At 63.9% G+C, this 16,379-nt stretch carries 15 protein-coding genes; 8 read left to right on the top strand and 7 right to left on the bottom strand.

The window, feature by feature from the left end; genetic code table 11:
* Positions 1-121 precede the first annotated feature (121 nt).
* Complete coding sequence (locus tag C9427_RS29475; RefSeq protein WP_107652547.1) at positions 122-1,192, top strand: SDR family oxidoreductase; 1,071 nt, start codon at positions 122-124, stop codon at positions 1,190-1,192.
* Here C9427_RS29475 and nagA read toward each other — a convergent pair.
* Genes nagA through C9427_RS29455 form a run of 4 tightly spaced genes read right to left on the bottom strand, consistent with a single transcriptional unit; the run spans position 1,189 to position 5,034 of the window.
* Positions 1,189-2,349 carry an N-acetylglucosamine-6-phosphate deacetylase gene (nagA, locus tag C9427_RS29470; protein WP_107652546.1) on the bottom strand — a complete coding sequence of 387 codons (1,161 nt, stop codon included), beginning with the start codon at positions 2,347-2,349 and terminating at the stop codon, positions 1,189-1,191. The two genes, C9427_RS29475 and nagA, sit on opposite strands and share 4 nt — an antisense overlap.
* Positions 2,346-3,377 carry an SIS domain-containing protein gene (locus C9427_RS29465; protein WP_107652545.1) on the bottom strand — a complete coding sequence of 344 codons (1,032 nt, stop codon included), beginning with the start codon at positions 3,375-3,377 and terminating at the stop codon, positions 2,346-2,348. The genes nagA and C9427_RS29465 overlap by 4 nt, the downstream gene beginning before the upstream one ends.
* The gene (locus C9427_RS29460) at positions 3,374-4,156 is read right to left on the bottom strand and encodes a GntR family transcriptional regulator (RefSeq protein ID WP_107652544.1); all 783 of its coding nucleotides are present in this window, start codon (positions 4,154-4,156) and stop codon (positions 3,374-3,376) included. Before C9427_RS29460 ends, C9427_RS29465 begins: the two co-directional genes overlap by 4 nt.
* Positions 4,153-5,034 (bottom strand): glucosamine kinase nucleotide-binding domain-containing protein, encoded by an 882-nt coding sequence (locus C9427_RS29455; RefSeq protein WP_107652543.1) that lies wholly within the window; start codon positions 5,032-5,034, stop codon positions 4,153-4,155. Before C9427_RS29455 ends, C9427_RS29460 begins: the two co-directional genes overlap by 4 nt.
* 199 nt (positions 5,035-5,233) lie before the next feature.
* On the opposite strand from C9427_RS29455, the gene C9427_RS29450 reads away from it, so the two are divergent.
* The 7 genes from C9427_RS29450 (at position 5,234) to C9427_RS29420 (ending at position 12,004) form a co-directional block, all read left to right on the top strand.
* Positions 5,234-6,193, top strand: coding sequence for an N-acetylmuramic acid 6-phosphate etherase (locus tag C9427_RS29450; protein WP_107652542.1), 960 nt, complete (start codon positions 5,234-5,236; stop codon positions 6,191-6,193).
* Positions 6,194-6,195: 2 nt separating this feature from the next.
* A complete protein-coding gene (locus C9427_RS29445; RefSeq protein WP_107652541.1) occupies positions 6,196-7,455 on the top strand; it encodes an ABC transporter substrate-binding protein in 1,260 nt (419 codons plus the stop codon).
* Positions 7,456-7,692: 237 nt separating this feature from the next.
* Positions 7,693-8,616, top strand: a complete 924-nt coding sequence (locus C9427_RS29440) for a carbohydrate ABC transporter permease (protein WP_107652540.1) — start codon at positions 7,693-7,695, stop codon at positions 8,614-8,616.
* Positions 8,617-8,629: 13 nt separating this feature from the next.
* Positions 8,630-9,469, top strand: coding sequence for a carbohydrate ABC transporter permease (locus C9427_RS29435; protein WP_097577214.1), 840 nt, complete (start codon positions 8,630-8,632; stop codon positions 9,467-9,469).
* Positions 9,466-9,933: a DUF4304 domain-containing protein gene (locus C9427_RS29430; protein ID WP_107652539.1), complete on the top strand. Its 468-nt coding sequence runs from the start codon at positions 9,466-9,468 to the stop codon at positions 9,931-9,933. The genes C9427_RS29435 and C9427_RS29430 overlap by 4 nt, the downstream gene beginning before the upstream one ends.
* A 1-nt stretch (position 9,934) precedes the next feature.
* Positions 9,935-10,990, top strand: coding sequence for a Gfo/Idh/MocA family protein (locus C9427_RS29425; RefSeq protein ID WP_107652538.1), 1,056 nt, complete (start codon positions 9,935-9,937; stop codon positions 10,988-10,990).
* A 15-nt stretch (positions 10,991-11,005) separates the two neighbouring features.
* Complete coding sequence (locus C9427_RS29420; protein WP_107652537.1) at positions 11,006-12,004, top strand: ABC transporter ATP-binding protein; 999 nt, start codon at positions 11,006-11,008, stop codon at positions 12,002-12,004.
* Positions 12,005-12,207: 203 nt separating this feature from the next.
* Here C9427_RS29420 and C9427_RS29415 read toward each other — a convergent pair whose 3' ends face one another.
* The 3 genes from C9427_RS29415 to C9427_RS29405 form a co-directional block, all read right to left on the bottom strand.
* Positions 12,208-13,053, bottom strand: coding sequence for a fumarylacetoacetate hydrolase family protein (locus tag C9427_RS29415; RefSeq protein ID WP_107652536.1), 846 nt, complete (start codon positions 13,051-13,053; stop codon positions 12,208-12,210).
* A 31-nt stretch (positions 13,054-13,084) separates the two neighbouring features.
* On the bottom strand, positions 13,085-13,816 hold the full coding sequence (locus C9427_RS29410; RefSeq protein WP_107652535.1) for an SDR family oxidoreductase: 732 nt from the start codon (positions 13,814-13,816) through the stop codon (positions 13,085-13,087).
* A gap of 183 nt (positions 13,817-13,999) precedes the next feature.
* The gene (locus C9427_RS29405; protein WP_107652534.1) at positions 14,000-16,372 is read right to left on the bottom strand and encodes an aldehyde dehydrogenase family protein; all 2,373 of its coding nucleotides are present in this window, start codon (positions 16,370-16,372) and stop codon (positions 14,000-14,002) included.
* Between the last annotated feature and the right edge of the window lie 7 nt (positions 16,373-16,379).

Raw genomic sequence — 16,379 nt, 5'->3', positions numbered from 1 at the left:
CAAACTTTATCATTCTGAACAATACGGCCGTTGCCGCTTTGGCGTGACGTTCTATCCTGCTGGCAACAAGCATAACGCCGGTTCTCGCGTCACGGCGGACCGGCCTCGGAGGAGACTACGCATGGCAAATCATACGGCATTGGTGGTTGGCGCGAGCGGCATCACCGGTGGCAATCTTGTCCGCGAACTGATCGGCCGTGGCTGGACGGTTTACGGCCTGTCGCGCAACCCGGGTAGCGACGTGCCGGGCTTGCGGCCGGTCGCCGCCGATCTGCTCAACGCGGCCAGCGTCAAGGCAGCGCTGGCGGATGTCGCGCCGACGCATGTGTTCTTCACGACATGGTCGCGACGTTCGACCGAGGCTGAGAACATCGAGGTCAACAGCGCCATGGTCAGGCATGTGCTGGATGCGCTGTCACCGAAGAAATCCGTGCGCCATGTGGCGCTGGTCACCGGCCTGAAGCACTATCTCGGGCCGTTCGATGCTTATGTCTCGGGCGGCTTCCTGCCGGTGACGCCGCTGCGCGAGGAGCAGCCGAGGCTGGACCTGCCGAACTTCTACTACGCCCAGGAAGACGAGGTCTATGCCGCCGCCAGGCGCGACGGCTTCACCTGGTCGATCCATCGCCCGCATACCGTCATCGGCAAGGCCATCGGCAATGCGATGAACATGGGCAGCACGCTGGCCGTCTATGCATCGATCTGCAAGGAAACCGGCCGCCCCTTCCGCTGGCCCGGCTCGGCCGGGCAGTGGAACGGACTGGGCGACGTCACCGACGCCCGCATCCTGGCCAAGCATCTTGTCTGGGCAAGCACAACCGAGGCGGCGCGCAATGAAGCCTTCAACGTCGTCAATGGCGACTTCTTCCGCTGGAACTGGCTGTGGCCGCGCCTGGCGGCATGGTTCGGCGTCGAGCCGGCCGGCTTCGACGGTACTGTCCATCCGCTTGAAGCCGAGATGGCCGACGCGCCGGCCATCTGGAAAGGCATGGTGGCGAAGTACAAACTCAAGGAGGCCGACATCGACCGCCTGGCCTCGCCCTGGCATACCGATCTCGATCTTGGCCGTCCGATCGAGGTGATGACCGACATGACCAAGAGCCGCGAACTCGGCTTCACCGACTACCAGTCGACCGAACGCTCCTTCCTCGATCTCTTTGCGCAGCTAAGGGCCGAACGGCTTATCCCTTAAGCCTCGAAAACTCTGTCGCCCCCGATCCAGACGCCTTTGACGTCGAGATCGTCCGACAGCGCGACGATATCGGCGGCGGTGCCGTTGGCGAAGCGCCCGAGCCGGTGCGCCTGGCCGATCGCCTCGGCCGGATAGAGCGAAGCCATGCGCAACGCTTCCGAAAGCTCCAGCCCGACGGCGCGGTGGACGTATCGCACGGCGGTGATCATGTCGAGATCGGCGCCGGCAAACGTTCCATCGGCCAGCCGCAGGCTGCCGTCCTTGCGGTAGATGATGCGGCCGTTCAGTGTGAACGAGGTCATGTCGGTGCCGATCGTCGCCATGGCGTCGGTGACGAGGAAAATCCTGCCCGGCCCCTTTTTGGCGCGCAACGCGATCGCCATGGTGGCGGGATCGACATGGATGCCGTCGGCGATGATGCCGGCATAAAATGTGCCGACATCGATGGCAGCCCCCGCCAGCCCCGGCTCGCGATTGCCGATCTGGCTCATGGCGTTGAACAGATGCGTGGCCATCGTGGCGCCGGCCTCGGCTAAGGCGCGCGCCGTGGCATAGGAAGTGTCGGAATGACCGAGGCTGACGACGAGGCCGGCCTCGGCCAGCGCTGAAACGCGGGCGGCTTCGACGGATTCGGGCGCGATCGTCGTCAGCAATACCGGCAGCTTCTGCCGCGTGGCGATCAGCGCGGCCTGGTCGGCATCCGTCATCGGCCGGATCAGCGCCGGGTCATGCGCGCCCTTGCGGGCGATCGACAGATGCGGGCCTTCGAGATGCAGGCCGAGAAATCCTGGCACTTTCCGCCGCACCGCTTCAACCCCTGCGGCAACCGCCGCGGCGGTGATGTCGGGCGTGTCGGTGATCAGCGTCGGCAGCAGCGCGGTCGTGCCGAAGGGCGCGTGCGCCCGGCAGATGGTTTCGATGGTGGCGACATCGGGATGGTCGTTGACCATGACGCCGCCGCCACCATTGACCTGCAGGTCGACGAACCCTGGCGCCAGAATGCCACCGTTCGTCTCGATGCGAGCAATTCCGGATGGAATGGCTCCGGCCGGAAAGATGGCTTCGACCAGACCGTCGCGCACGATCAGGGCGGCGTCCTCGTGCCAGTCGTCGCCGTCGAAGATGCGGGCGCCAGTCAGGGCAAAACGGTCGCTCATACTGTTTCTGTTACCTTGCGCAGATTGGGTGGCAGATCCGGGTCAAGGCCGCGATGGCGGGCAAAGGCCTCGACAAAACCGTAGAAGGACACGATCAGTGTCAGCGGGTCGGTCAGTGGATGGCCGGTGGCGACATGCGGCAGGGGCAGGGCACGCTTCGCCTTGTCCGAGGTGACGAAGACGGCAGCGCCCTTGCCCGCCAAAGCGTCGGCGGCCTCGGCGACCGACGGCTCTGAAGCGTCGCGGGCGGCCAGCGCCAGCACTGGAAAGCCCGGCCCGACCAGCGCCAGCGGCCCATGCATGACTTCGGCGGCACTATAGGCCTCGGCATGCATGCCACAGGTCTCCTTGAACTTCAGCGCCGCTTCATAGGCAAACGCCGTGGAGGGCCCGCGGCCGAGGATGAAGAGCGATCTTGGCGTCTCCAACGCACCGGCCAGCGCCATCCAGTCACAGGCGATCGCCTTGCGGAAATGCTCAGGCAGGCGGGCAAGTGCGGCGAGAAGCTTGTCGTCGCCGGTACTGTGCGCCATCAAGGCGAGGCCGGCGACCGCCGAATTGACGAAGGTCTTGGTCGCCGCGACGCTGCGCTCCGGCCCCGCCAGGATATCGATGGCGTAATCCGAGGCTCGCGCCAGCGGCGAATCGGCGGTGTTGGTGATGGCGACGGTCAGCGCGCCGCCGTCTCTTGCCGCTTGCGCCATCGCGACGATGTCCGGGCTCTTGCCCGACTGCGAGATCGCAAGGCAGGCTGAGCCGGCTAACCTCAGTTTCGCTCCATAGATCGAGGCGATGGAAGGTCCGACCGAGGCGACGGCAAGGCCGGCGGTCAGCTCGACGGCATACTTCATGAAGGTGGCGGCATGGTCGGACGAGCCGCGTGCGACGGTAACGATGAAATGCGGATCGCGCTCGCGGATGCCGCGCCCGGCCTCGGTCAGCACCGGTGCCGAACCATCGAGCAGGCGGGCTGTGGCCTCGGGGATCTCTTCGATCTCGCGCCGCATATGGGTTTTGGTTGCGCTCATGGCCTGCTCTCTTCTCCCGGCCCGCTCAGCCGGAGTTCGGCGACGAAATCATAGGCGTCGCCCCTGTAGATGGAGCGGGTGAACTCGATCACCTTGCCGCTCGCCAGATAGGAAATGCGTTCGATATGCAGGCCGGCAATGCCGGGCGGCACTTCCAGCAGGCGCGCGTCGTCGTCACCGAGATTGGCGGCGGAGATGCGCTGCACCGCTCGCACCGGCCGGTTGCCGGTCATTTCCAGCGCCGCGTACAGCGAAGACCCGATTCCCGCCGGATCGGGCAGCACGCTTGCCGAGAGTGCGGCGCGTTCGATCGCCAGCGGCGTGTCGTTGGCGATGCGCAGGCGCGCCACCCGCGCCACCAGTTCGTTCGACGACAGACCGAGCACCATCATCTCGTCGGGCGAGGGCGCATAGAGGCCGCGGTCGAGCCAGGCCGAGCGGACAACCATGCCGCGACGTGCCATGTCCTCGGTGAAGGATGTCAGCCGCGACAGCGATTGCTCGACGCGCTCCATGCGCGGCGCGACGAAAGTGCCGGAGCCATGACGCTGGACGAGAATGCCGCCCTTGACCAGGTCCTGCACCGCCTTGCGCACGGTGACGCGCGAGATATCGGCCTTGCTGGCGATGTCGCGCTCGGAAGGCAGCGCATCGCCTGGTCCGATCAGGCCGCGATTGACGGCGTCCTCGATGCTCTTCCTGAGCTGCAGATAGAGCGGCGCGCCGCTTTGCGAGGATTGCTTCAGCGTCGCGAAGATCTGGTCGGCGGCCTCGCTCATCGCGCCGCCTCCGAAGCTTTCGCGAAAAGACGAACCGCCATCTGCACCGCGCCGCCCAGCGCATCGTCGAGCGGCGGCTTCAGCAGCGCCCGGTAGCGCACTGACAGGCGCGGCGCGTAGAGCGGCGCCAGCCCGCCGAGCAGGCAAAGCGGAGCGTTGGCCGAGAGATCGAGCACACCGAGCGCTGCCTCGACATCCGCGACCGCCTTGTCGAGGATCCAGTTGGCGACGATGTCGCCCTTTTCGGCATGGTCGAAGACCTTGGGCGCGAAGCCGCCGAAATCGCCCGGCTTGGCATTGGTGGTGAACTCGACCACGTCTTCGGGATTGTTGCGGAAGATGGCGAGCATGGCCTCGGTCAGCGGCGATCCCTGGCGAATGCCGTCATAGGCGAGCAGCGTCTGTTCGAGCAGATCGCGGCCGATGCGGGCGCCGCTGCCCTGGTCGCCGACCTGGAAGCCCCAGCCACCAACGGCGCGCGACTTGCCGTCCTTGCGCGCCATATAGGCGGTGCCGGTGCCGAGGATGGCCATGGCGCCGTCGCCGGACCCAACGGCACCCTCCAAGGCGATCTCGGCGTCGGTCTCGACGCGGCTGATGCTGAACGGCAGGATCGCTTCGAGCTGCTGCCTGTAAGTGCCGACATTGGCGCCGGCGAGGCCAAGAATGGCCGGCGTTTGCGAGATCAGCTCCGGATTCTCGCCGGCGGCGGCAAAGGCTTGCCTTGCCGCGTCGACGATGTTGGCCCTGGCGCCGGTGAGGTCGGTGCGGATGTTGGCCGCGCCACTCTTGGCGCGGCCGACGACGCTGCCGTCCGCTGTCGCAAGGGCCGCTCTGCAGCTGGTGCCGCCGCCATCGATGCCGAGCACGAAATTCACGCGATTTCTCCTCCGGGCGGATAATACCAATAAAATACCAATAGCCAAGAGTTAATTTCGGTTCCAAAAAGATTAAGGCGTATTTTATTGAAAAACCTGCATATTTCGCCGGCAAGGTAATTCCGAGACGTCGAATTCGTTAATGCGTGTGGACAAGTGGTATTTTTTTGGTATTGTTTTGTGGATTGGAGGGAACGGTATGGCCGAGAAGCGCACCGAAGCGCATCACCAGAATGCCGAGGGGCTGGATATCCAGGCCCCGGACGTCATCCTTTCCTCATTGGCCAATGCCCAGATCGAGGCCGCCAAGGCCGTGCGCGGCGCCATTCCGGCAATAGCCGAAGCGGCCGGGATCATCGCCGGCCGGCTGAACCGCGGCGGCAAGCTCGCCTATGCCGCGGCCGGCAGCTCGGGCCTGATGGCGCTGGCCGATGCGCTGGAACTGCCGGGCACTTTCGGCATCAAGCGCGACCGCATCGCCATCCTGATCGCCGGTGGCGACGAAGCCTTCAGGACGCTGGCCGGCGGTCCGGAAGACGACGCCGGCGAAGCCGCGGCCGCGGTCGCCGCTGCTGGAATCGGCAGGGATGATTGCCTGATCGCCGTTTCGGCCAGCGGCTCGACGCCTTATGCGGTCAGGGCGCTGGAGGAGGCGCGCAGGCGCGGCGCCGCCACCGTCGCCATCGCCAACAACAGCGACGCGCCGCTGTTGCGGCTGGCCGATATCGCCATCCTGCTCGAAACGCCGCCGGAGCTGATCGCCGGCTCGACGCGCATGGGCGCCGGCACCGCCCAGAAGATCGCGCTCAACATGCTGTCGACGCTAACCGCCATCCATCTCGGCCATGTCCATGACGGCTACATGGTCAACCTCATGGCCGACAACATCAAGCTGCGCGACCGCGCGGCGCGCATCGTCGCCGCCATCTCGGGGCGCGGCAGGGACGATGCGGCGCATCTGCTCGAAAAGAGCGGCGGCGCCGTCAAGACCGCCATTCTGCTCGCCGCCGGTGCTGGCAGTGCCGACGAGGCGCGGAAGATACTGGAAGGAACCGGCCAGAAGCTGCGACCGGCGCTTTCCGCGATCGAGGGGAGCAAGGGGCGCAATGCCTCTGTTCTCATCAAAACCGAACCTGAAAAAGGTCAACAGGGAGACTGAGCATGACAACGAAACTACTGACGGCACTTCTTCTCGGCACCAGCATTCTCGGCTCTGCCGGGGTCGCTTATGCCGCCGACGTAACCCTCAACATCGAAAGCTGGCGCGGCGACGACCTTGCCATCTGGAAGGACAAGCTGATCCCGGCTTTCGAAGCCAAGAACCCCGGCATCAAGGTGGTGTTCGCGCCCTCGGCGCCGACCGAATATGACGCGGCGCTGGGCGCCAAGCTCGCCGCCGGCTCGGCTGGCGACCTGATCACCTGCCGCCCCTTCGACAAGTCGCTGGAGCTCTACAAGAAGGGCAACCTCGCCGATCTCTCGTCGCTGCCCGGCATGGAGAATTTCTCCGACGTCGCCAAGGCCGCCTGGCAGACCGACGACGGCAAGGCGAGCTTCTGCGTGCCGATGGCCTCGGTCATCCACGGCTTCATCTACAACAAGGACGCCTTCGACAAGCTCGGCATCAAGGTGCCGGAGACACGCGACGAGTTCTTCGCCGCGCTCGACAAGATCAAGGCCGACGGCACCTACATCCCGATGGCGATGGGCACCAAGGACCTCTGGGAAGCCGCGACCATGGGCTACCAGAACATCGGTCCGAACTACTGGAAGGGCGAGGAAGGCCGCGCGGCGCTAATCAAGGGCGAACAGAAGCTGACCGACAAGGACTGGGTCGCGCCGTATGAAGAGCTGGCCAAGTGGAAACCCTATCTCGGCGACGGCTTCGAGGCGCAGACCTATCCAGACAGCCAGAACCTGTTCACGCTCGGCCGCGCCGCCATCTACCCGGCCGGCTCGTGGGAGATCGGCCTGTTCAACACCCAGGCGCAGTTCAAGATGGGCGCCTTCCCGCCGCCGGTCGAGAAGGCCGGCGACACTTGCTACATCTCCGACCACACCGACATCGGCATGGGTCTGAATGCGGCCTCGAAGAATGCCGATGCGGCCAAGACCTTCCTGTCCTGGGTCGCGTCGCCTGATTTCGCCGCCATCTACGCCAACGCGCTGCCGGGCTTCTTCAGCCTGAACAACACGCCGGTGAAGATGGAAGACCCGCTGGCGCAGGAATTCGTCTCCTGGCGCGGCAAGTGCAAGTCGACGATCCGCTCGACCTACCAGATCCTGTCGCGCGGCACGCCGAATCTCGAAAACGAGACGTGGGTCGAATCGGCCAACGTCATCAACGGCACCGATACGCCGGAAGCCGCCGCCAAGAAGCTGCAGGACGGCCTCGACAGCTGGTACAAGCCGGCGAAGTAAGAGCTCAGGCAACGGACCGGCCGGGCATATGCCCGGCCGGCTTTCAGACTGCGCCTGTTTTCAGATTGCGATTGTCGGCATCGCCTCTCGGCCTTACCCTCCCTTGTGTGGGAAAGGCTGGCTGACCTGTCGCGAGCCTTTGTCCTTCCCGGATCCGGAAAGGGCATTCGGGCAATGCATCGAGGCATCTTCTAGCATCATACCACCTGGAACCGAGAGACGGCGGGGACCGAACTCATGGCCGCAGCACCCAAACGACCTTTCCGCTGGCACATCGGCATCTTCCTGGCGCCGGCGGTGCTCGTCTATACCGCGATCATGATCCTGCCGCTGGCCGGCACGCTGCAGCTGTCGCTGTTCCGCAACATCGACCAGTCCCAGGTCTTCGTCGGGCTGGAAAACTTCCGCACGCTGTTCGGCGACCCCAACTGGTCGGTCAATTTCTGGAACGCGCTGCGCAACAATGTCTGGTTCTTCGTCATCCACATGCTGGTGCAGAATCCGATCGGCGTCATGCTGGCCGCACTTCTGTCCAGCCCGAAGCTGCGCTTCGCGGCCTTCTACCGCACGGCGATCTTCGTGCCGACCATCCTGTCCTTCGTCATCGTCGGCTTCGCCTGGAAGCTGATCCTGTCGCCGCTATGGGGCGTGGCGCCGAACCTGATGGATCTCGTCGGGCTGAAGAGCCTGTTCACGCCGTGGCTCGGCAAGGAAGAATATGCGCTGACCACGCTCAGCCTGATCTCGGTGTGGCAGTTCGTCGGCATCCCGATGATGCTGATCTATGCCGCATTGCTGTCCATCCCCGAGGAGGTGATCGAGGCGGCCGAATGCGATGGCATCACCGGCATGTCGCAATTCTGGAAGATCAAGCTGCCGCTGATCCTGCCGTCGATCGGCATCATCTCGATCCTCACCTTCGTCGGCAATTTCAACGCCTTCGACCTGATCTACACCGCGCAAGGCGCGCTCGCCGGCCCGAACTATTCGACCGACATCCTCGGCACCTTCCTCTACCGCGCCTTCTTCGGCTTCCAGCTGCAGGTCGGCGATCCTAACATGGGTGCTGCGATCGCCACCATGATGTTCCTGATCATCCTCGGCGGCGTCTGCGTCTACCTCTTCCTCGTGCAGACGCGCCTGCGTCGCTATCAGTTTTAGAGGGGCCAGAGAGATGAGCACGGCAACCCGTTCGCTGCCCCGCACCATCGGCGCCCATGCGATCCTGTTGACCTACACGGTGATCGCGCTGTTCCCGGTGATCATCGTGATCATGAATTCGTTCAAGTCCCGCGCCGGCATCTTCGGCGCGCCGCTGACGCCGCCGACGCCAAAAACCTTCGACCTGATCGGCTACACCACGGTCATTGGCCAGGGCGATTTCATCCACTATTTCCAGAACAGCCTTGTCGTCACCGTAGCCTCGCTGTTCTTCGTGCTGTTGTTCGGCGCCATGGCCGCGTTCGCGCTGTCGGAATACCGCTTCCGCGGCAACACGATGATGGGGCTTTATCTCGCGCTCGGCATCATGATCCCGATCCGCCTCGGCACCGTCGCCATCCTGCAATTGATGGTGGCGAGCGGGCTGGTCAACACGCTGACGGCGCTGATCCTGGTCTACACCGCGCAAGGCCTGCCGCTGGCGGTGTTCATCCTGTCGGAATTCATGAAACAGGTGTCCGACGATCTGAAGAATGCCGGCCGCATCGACGGCCTGTCCGAATACACAATCTTCTTCCGGCTGGTGCTGCCGCTGGTCAGGCCGTCGATGGCAACCGTCGCCGTCTTCACCATGATCCCGATCTGGAACGATCTGTGGTTCCCGTTGATCCTGGCGCCATCGGAAGAGACCAAGACGGTGACGCTCGGCGCGCAGCTCTTCCTCGGCCAGTTCGTCACCAACTGGAACGCGATCCTGGCGGCACTGTCGCTGGCGATCATGCCGGTACTGATCCTCTACGTCATCTTCTCGCGGCAACTGATCCGCGGCATCACTTCTGGAGCCGTCAAGTGAGTGATGGTCGAGAGATTGTCTTACAGGCCCTTGTCGAGACAGCGAGACGCAATGGGTTTCGAGGCGTTCGCGCCACGAATTTCTATCGGGAGTGGCCGGAGACCATCTGCTTGCTAAACCTTCAGAAGTCTTCCTGGGGGCCGCAGTTCTATATCAATGCCGCTGTCTGGTTTACACGGCTCGGGGCGGAGCGTCGGCCGAAGGAATACAACTGCCACATTCGCTGGCGCGTCAATTCCCAGATGGAAGACGACCAGTCGAAGGCGTTCACGCAGGCGCTCAATCTTGAGCATCCCTTGTCTGACGACCAGAGGCTTCCGATGATCACGGAAGGAGTCGATACCTACGGCTTCCGGCTTTTGTCCCGCTGTGACAGCGAAAAAGCGGCTTTGCGGGTCGCGGAAGAATGCGGGCCACACGTAATGGTGGCTCTCGCAGCCCGCAGTCAAGAAAAGGCGAATTGAAATGACCGAACATCTTCGCGTTATCGTCGCCGGGCTCGGCAATATGGGCCGTAGCCATGCGCTGGCCTACCACACCAATCCGGGTTTTGAGATCGCGGCACTGGTCAACCGCTCGGATGTTCCGCTACCGCAAGGGCTTTCCGGCTATGGCATCAGGCGCTTCTTCGATGAGGCGCTGCGCGACGAAAAACCCGATGTCGCCTGCATCGCCACCTATTCCGACAGCCATGCCGACTATGCGGTGAAGGCGTTCGAGGCCGGCTGTCATGTCTTTGTCGAAAAGCCGCTGGCAACCACCGTCACTGACGCAAAGCGCGTCGTCGCGGCCGCCAAGGCCAACGGCAAAAAGCTGGTGATCGGCTATATCCTGCGCCATCACCCGTCCTGGATCCGGCTGATCGCCGAGGCACGGAAACTCGGCGGCCCCTACGTGTTCCGCATGAACCTCAACCAGCAATCGTCGGGACACACCTGGGAGACGCACAGGCAATTGATGCAGACGACGTCGCCGATCGTCGATTGCGGCGTGCACTATCTCGACGTGATGCTGCAGATCACCGACGCCAGACCGGTCGAGGTGCGCGGCATGGGGGTGCGGCTGACCGACGAGATCGCGCCCTCGATGTACAATTACGGCCATCTGCAGGTGCTGTTCGATGACGGTTCGGTCGGCTGGTACGAGGCCGGCTGGGGTCCGATGATTTCGGAAACGGCCTTCTTCGTGAAGGACGTCATCTCGCCGAATGGCTGCGTGTCGATCGTGATGAAGGAGGGTGTGAAGTCCGACGACATCGACACCCACACCAAGACCTCGACCATCCGCCTGCACAGTGCGGCGACCGGCGCGGACGGCAAGTTTGCCAGGCCCGACGAAATGCTGTCGATGGAAGGCGAACCCGGCCATCAGGACCTCTGCGATCTCGAACAGGCCTTCGTGCTGAAGGCGGTCCGCGAGGATCTCGATCTGACACGCCATATGGACGACGCGGTAAAATCACTTGCCGTCTGCCTTGCCGCCGACGAGAGCGTGCGCAGTGGCGCCGCCGTCAAACTCTAGAACAGGGACGAAGCCGTGGGCTCGCTGAACATCGAGAACGTGAAGAAGGCTTTTGGGCCGGTCGAGGTGCTGAAGGGCATCAACCTCGAAGTGACGGATGGCGAGTTCGTCGTCTTCGTCGGCCCGTCGGGCTGCGGCAAGTCGACCTTGCTCAGGGTAATCGCCGGGCTGGAGGATTCGACCTCGGGCCGCGTCGTCATCGACGGCGAGGATGTCTCGGCCACACCGCCGGCCAAACGCGGCATCGCCATGGTGTTCCAGACCTATGCGCTCTACCCGCATCTGACGGTGAAGAACAATATGGGCCTTGGTCTGAAGCAGGCCGGTACGCCGGCGGCCGAGATCGAGCGCCGCATCGGCATCGCCTCCTCGATGCTGTCGCTGGAGCCTTATCTCTCGAGGCGGCCGGCGGAACTCTCCGGCGGCCAGCGCCAGCGTGTCGCCATCGGCCGCGCCGTGGTGCGCGAACCCAAGCTCTTTCTCTTCGATGAGCCGCTGTCAAACCTTGATGCGGCACTGCGCGTCAATACGCGACTGGAAATCGCGCAACTCCATCGCCGGCTGAAGGCGACGATGATCTATGTCACCCACGATCAGGTCGAGGCGATGACGCTGGCCGACAAGATCGTCGTGCTCAATGCCGGGAAAATCGAACAGATCGGCGGGCCGATGGAACTCTACAATTCGCCGGCCAATGAATTCGTCGCCGGCTTCATCGGCTCACCGAAGATGAATTTCGTCGATGGCGCGAGACTGGGCGAGACGGCCAAGACCATCGGCGTCCGCCCGGAGCATCTGACCGTCGATCCGAAATCCGGCACCTGGAAGGGCACGGTGGTGCACGCCGAGCATCTCGGCGCCGACACCAACCTCTACCTCGATTGCGAGAAGGCCGGGCTGATCACCGTGCGCATCTTCGGCGTCTACAACGCCGAACCGGGAGCGACACTCTATGCGACGCCAGATCCGGCGAAGACCTACCGGTTCGGGGCCGATGGGAAGGTGCTGAAGTAGCGCCGGCTTCCCTTCTCCCCCTGTGGGAGAAGGTGGCCGAGCGAAGCTCGGTCGGATGAGGGGTGTTGGAAGGATCGCCGCCTTGAAGATGTAAGCGCCTAAAATCCTTCGATGTTTTCACGCCTCATTTCTTCCAGCACCCCTCATCCGTCTCGGCGCTGCGCGCCGATCCACCTTCTCCCACAGGGGGAGAAGGAGAGCGCCTACACGTCCGCCCTAAACGTCTGCTTCTGCGTGCCCATGCCTTCGATGCCGAGCTCAACCACGTCTCCCGCCTTCAGGAACACCGGCGGCTTCATGCCCAGCCCAACGCCGGGCGGCGTGCCTGTCGAGATGATGTCACCCGGATGCAGCGACATGAATTGGCTGAGATAGGAGACGAGATAGGCGACGCCATAGACCATGGTCTTGGTCGAGCCGTTCTGCATCGTCTTGCCGTTGACCTTCAGCCACATCGGCAGGTTCTGCGGGTCCTTCACCTCGTCCTTGGTGATCAGCCACGGCCCGATCGGCCCGAATGTGTCGCAGCTCTTGCCCTTGGTCCACTGGCCCTGCCGCTCGGCCTGGAAGGCACGCTCGGACACGTCATGCGAAACGCAGTAGCCGGCGACATAGTCGAACGCATCCGCCTCGCTGACATATTTGGCGGTCTTGCCGATGACCACGCCAAGCTCGACCTCCCAGTCGGTCTTGACCGAGCCGCGCGGGATCAACACGTCGTCGTCAGGCCCGACAATGGCCGAGCTTGCCTTCATGAAGATGATCGGCTCCGGCGGCACGGTGGCGCCGGTTTCGGCGGCATGGTCGGAATAGTTGAGGCCGATGCAGATGAACTTGCCGGTGCCGGCGACGCACGCGCCGATGCGCGGGCTGCCGGAAACCGCAGGCAGCGATTTCGGATCGAGCTTCGACAGCATGTCCAGCGAGGCCGGATGGAGCGTCGTGCCGGCGATGTCGGCGACATGGGCGGAGAGGTCGCGGATCGTTCCATCCGCATCGATGAGGCCGGGGCGTTCGCTACCCGCCTCGCCATAGCGCAGCAGTTTCATTCTTTTTCTCCCAGTTGTGACCAGAGGCCTCTTAGATCGACCAGCCACCGTCGATATTGTAAGCCTGCCCCGACGTATAGGTGGCGCCGGCGAGATAGACGGCGAGATCGGCGATTTCCTCGGGCGTCCCCAGCCGGCCCATTGGCTGGCGGGCAATGAAGGCGGCGCGGGCCGCCTGATAGTCGCCCTGCGCATGCATGCGGTCCTGCAGCGACGGGCTCTCGACGGTGCCCGGGCAGATCGCGTTGCAGCGTATGCCCTTGCCGACATAGTCGGCCGCGACCGCTTTGGTCAGGCCGATGACCGCGGCCTTCGTGACGCCATAAGCGAAGCGGTTGGGCACACCCTTGCCGGCGCCGGCGACCGAAGACATGTTGATGATCGATCCGTCGCCACGCTCCAGCATTCCCGGCAGCACGGCGCGGATGGTGCGGATCATGGCGCGCACATTGAGGTTGAAGGCGAAGTCGAGATCGGCATCCTTCATCTCGAGGATCGATCCTGAATGGACGAAACCGGCGCAGTTGAACAGCACGTCAACGACGCCGATCTCGGCGAAGGCGGCGTTGACGGCCTCATCGTTCAGCACGTCGAGCTTGCGGGTCTTGACACCTGATGTCTTGCCGAGTTCGGCGAGCAGCGCCTCGTTGATGTCGGTGGCGTGCACCACGGCGCCTGCCTTGGCGAAAGCCATCGCGCTAGCCCGGCCGATGCCTTGCGCCGCCGCCGTGACGACCACCACCTTGCCTGCCAAATCCGCCATGCTTTTCTCCTCACCCGCTCGGGTCATCTGCATTTATCGGCGGACGGCCAAGGCGTCATGTACCAGTCAGGCGCTATCATGCGGCCTGCGCCGGCCGTTCACTGATAAAAATGTTTTTTCTCGTTAAAGAGCACGCATCCGGGCGTCAAGCCCGAACACGATCACCATTCAACTCGGAAACTCTCAATCGCCATAGGGCACCCAGACGTTCTTGACCTCGACCGCACGGCGCAGCAAGGCATCGCCTGCCGCGTCAGCCGAAGCCCAGTCGAGGCTGCGGCCATTGCCGGTCCACACGCGTTTCAGATTGCCCACGGAGTCTGCTTCCGCCTTGGCGCAGGTCTCGGCATCGGCGAAGATCCAGAGACCGTCGACATCGTCGTGCTTGGCCAGCACGCCGGCAAGCTCGGCGCTGCGGCCGGTGACGATGTTGATGGCGCCGGCCGGAACATCGGAATATTCGATGACCTGATAGAGATCGGTGGCGAGCAGCGGAAATTTCTCCGAAGGCACGGCCACCACCGTGTTGCCCATGGCCAGCGCCGGCGCCACCAGCGAGATCAACCCGAGCAGCGGCGCATTGTCCGGCGCCACGATGCCGACGACGCCGACCGGCTCGTGCAGCGCCAGCGTGACCGCCCGGGTCGGCGGCTGGTGCACCCGGCCTTCGAACTTGTCGGCAAGGCCGGCATAGAGGAACAGCCGCTCGATCGACTGCTCGACCTCTTCGCGCGCCACTTTCGCGGCGGCGCCGGTAAGTTCGCTGAGACGCGCCGCGAATTCATCGGTGCGGCCGGAGAGGTTCTCGGCCAGATAGTAGAGCACCTGGGACCTGTTATAGGCGGTAGCCTCCGGCCAGCCTTTGCAGGCCCGCGCGGCGGCGACGGCGTCGCGGATGTCCTTACGGTTGCCGAGACCGACTTCGCCGGCAAGTCTGCCCTTGGCAGTGGCTATATCAAGCGAATAATTGCCGTCCGGCCTGACCTGCTTGCCGCCGATGAACAGCTTTGCGGTGCGGTCGATGGCATCGCTTTCAGATCGCTCGACGGGCTGGGCCGACGTCGCCGCCGGCTTGATGGCTGGGCCGAGCGGCAGTTTTGCCGCGAGATATTCGAACATGCCCTCGCGTCCGCCTTCGCGGCCAAAGCCGCTCTCGCGGTAGCCGCCGAAGCCGCAGGCGGCGTCGAACATATTGGTGCCGTTGACCCAGACGACGCCGGCCTTCAATTGCGGCGCGACATGGAGTGCCAAGTTGACGTTCTCGCTCCACACCGAGGCAGCCAGCCCATACCGCGTGTTGTTGGCGAGTTCGATCGCTTCCTCGGTGTTGCGGAAGGTCATCATCGCGAGGACCGGCCCGAATACCTCTTCCTGCGCGAGTATATTAGCCGGCGAAACACCGGTAGCGAGTGTTGGCAGATGGTAATAGCCGGAAGACGGCAGCGCCGCGTCCGGCTGCCAGCAGATCGCGCCCTGTTTCGCCCCTTCGGCGACCAGACCCTTGACGCGGTCGAGCTGGCTTAGGTCGACCAGCGGGCCGATGTCGGTGTTCTTGTCGAGCGGGCTGCCGACGCGCAGCCGGCTCATCCTCACCTTGACCTTGGCGATGAAGGCGTCGGCGATGCCTTCCTGCACCAGCAGGCGCGAACCGGCGCAGCAGACCTGGCCCTGGTTGAACCATATCCCATCGACCAGACCCTCGACGGCGCTGTCGAGATCGGCGTCCTCGAAGACGATGAAGGCCGACTTGCCACCAAGTTCCAGCGACAGTTTCTTGCCCGTCCCCGCAGTGGCTTTCCGGATGATCTTGCCGACTTCCGACGAACCGGTGAAAGCGATCTTCTGGATACCGGGATGATTGACGATTGCCGCGCCCGCCTCTGGCCCGCCCTGGACGATGTTGACGACGCCCTTCGGTACGCCTGCCCGTTCGCAGATCTCGGCGAACAGGATGGCGGTGAGGGGCGTGAACTCGGCCGGCTTCAGCACCACGGTGCAGCCGGCGGCAAGTGCGGGCGCGATCTTCCAGGCCAGCATCAAGAGCGGAAAGTTCCACGGGATGATCTGGCCGACGACGCCGACGCCCTTGTGATCAGGAAAATCCCTGTCCAGCGCCTGCGCCCAGCCGGCATGGTGGATGAAATGGCGGATGGCCAGCGGCACGTCGATGTCGCGGCTCTCGCGGATCGGCTTGCCATTGTCGATCGATTCCAGCACCGCGAACAGGCGCTGGTGGCGCTGCATGGCGCGGCCGATGGCATAGAGCACTTTCGCGCGCTGATAGCCGGAGGACGCGGACCATTTCGGCAGCGCCTTGGCCGCGGCCGAGACCGCCGCGTCGATATCGGCCGCACCCGCATCCGACACCTTGGCCAGCAGTTTTCCGGAGGACGGATCGCTGGTCTCGAAAGTCTTGCCGCTGCTGGTCGCTTTCCAATCGCCGCCGATGAACAGTGCCTTGCCGAAATCGCGTGCGGCCAGCCACGCATCGGCCTCGTTGCGCGCCTCTGGCGCCGGGCCGTATTCCATGGCGTGATAGCGTTCGAGAATGTTCATGTGGTGC

The sequence above is a fragment of the Mesorhizobium helmanticense genome, assembly GCF_003034915.1.
GTDB lineage: Bacteria > Pseudomonadota > Alphaproteobacteria > Rhizobiales > Rhizobiaceae > Mesorhizobium > Mesorhizobium helmanticense.
This window is presented reverse-complemented; position numbering and strand designations above follow the sequence as displayed.

Coding starts and splice junctions, on each gene's coding strand:
- C9427_RS29440 (WP_107652540.1), top strand. CDS start 7,693: ATGGCCGCAGCACCCAAACGACCTTTCCGCTGGCACATCGGCATCTTC.
- C9427_RS29405 (WP_107652534.1), bottom strand. CDS start 16,372: ATGAACATTCTCGAACGCTATCACGCCATGGAATACGGCCCGGCGCCA.
- C9427_RS29435 (WP_097577214.1), top strand. CDS start 8,630: ATGAGCACGGCAACCCGTTCGCTGCCCCGCACCATCGGCGCCCATGCG.
- nagA (WP_107652546.1), bottom strand. CDS start 2,349: ATGAGCGACCGTTTTGCCCTGACTGGCGCCCGCATCTTCGACGGCGAC.
- C9427_RS29475 (WP_107652547.1), top strand. CDS start 122: ATGGCAAATCATACGGCATTGGTGGTTGGCGCGAGCGGCATCACCGGT.
- C9427_RS29425 (WP_107652538.1), top strand. CDS start 9,935: ATGACCGAACATCTTCGCGTTATCGTCGCCGGGCTCGGCAATATGGGC.
- C9427_RS29450 (WP_107652542.1), top strand. CDS start 5,234: ATGGCCGAGAAGCGCACCGAAGCGCATCACCAGAATGCCGAGGGGCTG.
- C9427_RS29460 (WP_107652544.1), bottom strand. CDS start 4,156: ATGAGCGAGGCCGCCGACCAGATCTTCGCGACGCTGAAGCAATCCTCG.
- C9427_RS29465 (WP_107652545.1), bottom strand. CDS start 3,377: ATGAGCGCAACCAAAACCCATATGCGGCGCGAGATCGAAGAGATCCCC.
- C9427_RS29445 (WP_107652541.1), top strand. CDS start 6,196: ATGACAACGAAACTACTGACGGCACTTCTTCTCGGCACCAGCATTCTC.
- C9427_RS29410 (WP_107652535.1), bottom strand. CDS start 13,816: ATGGCGGATTTGGCAGGCAAGGTGGTGGTCGTCACGGCGGCGGCGCAA.
- C9427_RS29415 (WP_107652536.1), bottom strand. CDS start 13,053: ATGAAACTGCTGCGCTATGGCGAGGCGGGTAGCGAACGCCCCGGCCTC.